Annotated in this window: 2 protein-coding genes; one reads left to right on the top strand and one right to left on the bottom strand. The window is 47.8% G+C overall.

Annotation, left to right across the window (positions count from 1 at the left end; genetic code table 11):
* On the top strand, window positions 1-838 hold an 838-nt coding region (locus tag H6F93_RS14240), incomplete at its 5' end, for a WYL domain-containing protein (protein WP_190681760.1).
* Between the two features lie 68 nt (window positions 839-906).
* Here the strand turns inward: H6F93_RS14240 and H6F93_RS14235 are convergent.
* On the bottom strand, window positions 907-1,704 hold a 798-nt coding region (locus H6F93_RS14235), incomplete at its 5' end, for a helicase-related protein (RefSeq protein WP_277882853.1).

Below are 1,704 nucleotides of genomic sequence, written 5' to 3'. Positions count from 1 at the left end.
ACATTCCCAGGCAAAATATCAGCACGACCCTCAAATTAAAAAGATTTACCAGCGTTTAGAGCGTCGGTTGCGGGGTTTACAACTATCAGAGCAGTTGTTCTATCCGATAAGAACTCATATTGACCGCACCATTGTCCACACTGATCCTGAAGAGATGATGGCGCAGCACAGGTATCGAGGAACGTTGTTTGAAGAACTAGAGGAACTGGAAGAAGCCATCCTCCAGGGACAGGCTATTGAACTCTTTCGCAGCCGCAATCCCCACCCATCTGGTGAGACGAGGTATATCCGCGTGTACCCGTTGCAACTGATTTACGCGGATATTGCGTGGTATCTACTGCATGAAGATTGTGAAAGTGGGCACTTAGCCCTTTCTAGGCTTGATCGTCTCAGTGAGCATTTCAAACGATTACAGGGGTACAAACGGAACACTGAGTGCCAGTGGCAGAGCTTGCAGGTTGCCCATAGGCTTTTGGAGAGCGGTTGGGGCTTATTCTTGGGAACAACTGAGGAACAGCAGCTTGAAAGGCAAGGAAAGTTAAAGTTGATTGAGGTGGCGGTTCGCTTCTTTCCAGAGGTTATGGGCTTCATTTTGGAAGGTGAAAAGCGACACCCGGCCCAGTCGATTAGTCTAGGACCAAAAGGTGAAGATGGCAGACCAAAATATGTAGACTATACGATTAAGCTGCCGAGGCGATCGCTTAATGAATTCTGCTACTGGGTTTGTCGCTTCATGAGCAATACCCAATTCCTCTCGCCTCCAGAACTAGTTGAGAAGCACAGAAAAACGGCTCATGACTTGCTAACTCGCTATACACACGATTCCTCTTCTGTTTAAAAGAAGTGCTGTATTTCATTCACTACAGCACAGAGGTGAACTGTTTAGGGAGCAATCACAACAGCTACTTATCCCAACGGTGATTGTTCTGCTGTCACCGCTTGAAGTAGATCTTCAAATAATGGTTCTCCAAAAGTCATTAACCGTAATGAAGGGTGCCCATCAAATACGATTGGGTTGAACGTGACTTGATAAGACTCGGAGCGGTAAGTTAACTTCCAGATGCTATTACTCTTTTTCTCAAAATTGGCTCCATAAGCTTTCAAGAGGGTGGAGGTCGTAAAGAGCTGCTCTACGTCCTCCATTAAGATAGGTGCAGGTGCAATTGGCTTCCGTAGCTCAGCTAAATCTGCTTCTACATCCATTGCGACCATTTCATCGAGGGCAGGACGCAGAGGGGGCGTTTCCAGGTCGTGATCGAATTCGGAGAAGAGGACATCTTCTTCCTGGGGATCAGCACTCATCACTGCTCGTTCAATAAAGGTTGGCACTTTTGCCAAAATCGGCTGGAGATTACCAACAACCGTGGCAAAGGCATTGATGCGATCGCGCAGTTTCTTGTAAACTTTGGCTTCTACTGTGCCATCGTAGTAGAAATTGTGAATTCTGACGGTGGTGTAGCGTTGTCCAATCCGGTCGATCCGCCCAATTCGCTGTTCGACCCGCATGGGGTTCCAGGGCATATCGTAGTTGAACAATACACCACAGGTTTGCAGGTTTAAGCCTTCGCTGGCAGATTCCGTGCAAAGGAGCAGTTTGAGTTCACCGTCTCGAAATCGTTTCTTGATTTCTTCTTTGGGTACGGCTTTCCATTCCCCACCCCGGTAAAGCTCCCCGCCGTGCCCAGAGTAACAGGCGACTAAGCT

This window comes from Leptolyngbya sp. FACHB-671, assembly GCF_014695745.1.
In the GTDB taxonomy this organism is placed as follows: domain Bacteria; phylum Cyanobacteriota; class Cyanobacteriia; order Elainellales; family Elainellaceae; genus JAAUTN01.
Note: the sequence above shows the minus strand (reverse complement) of the source record. Positions and strands in the feature narration are given on the sequence as shown.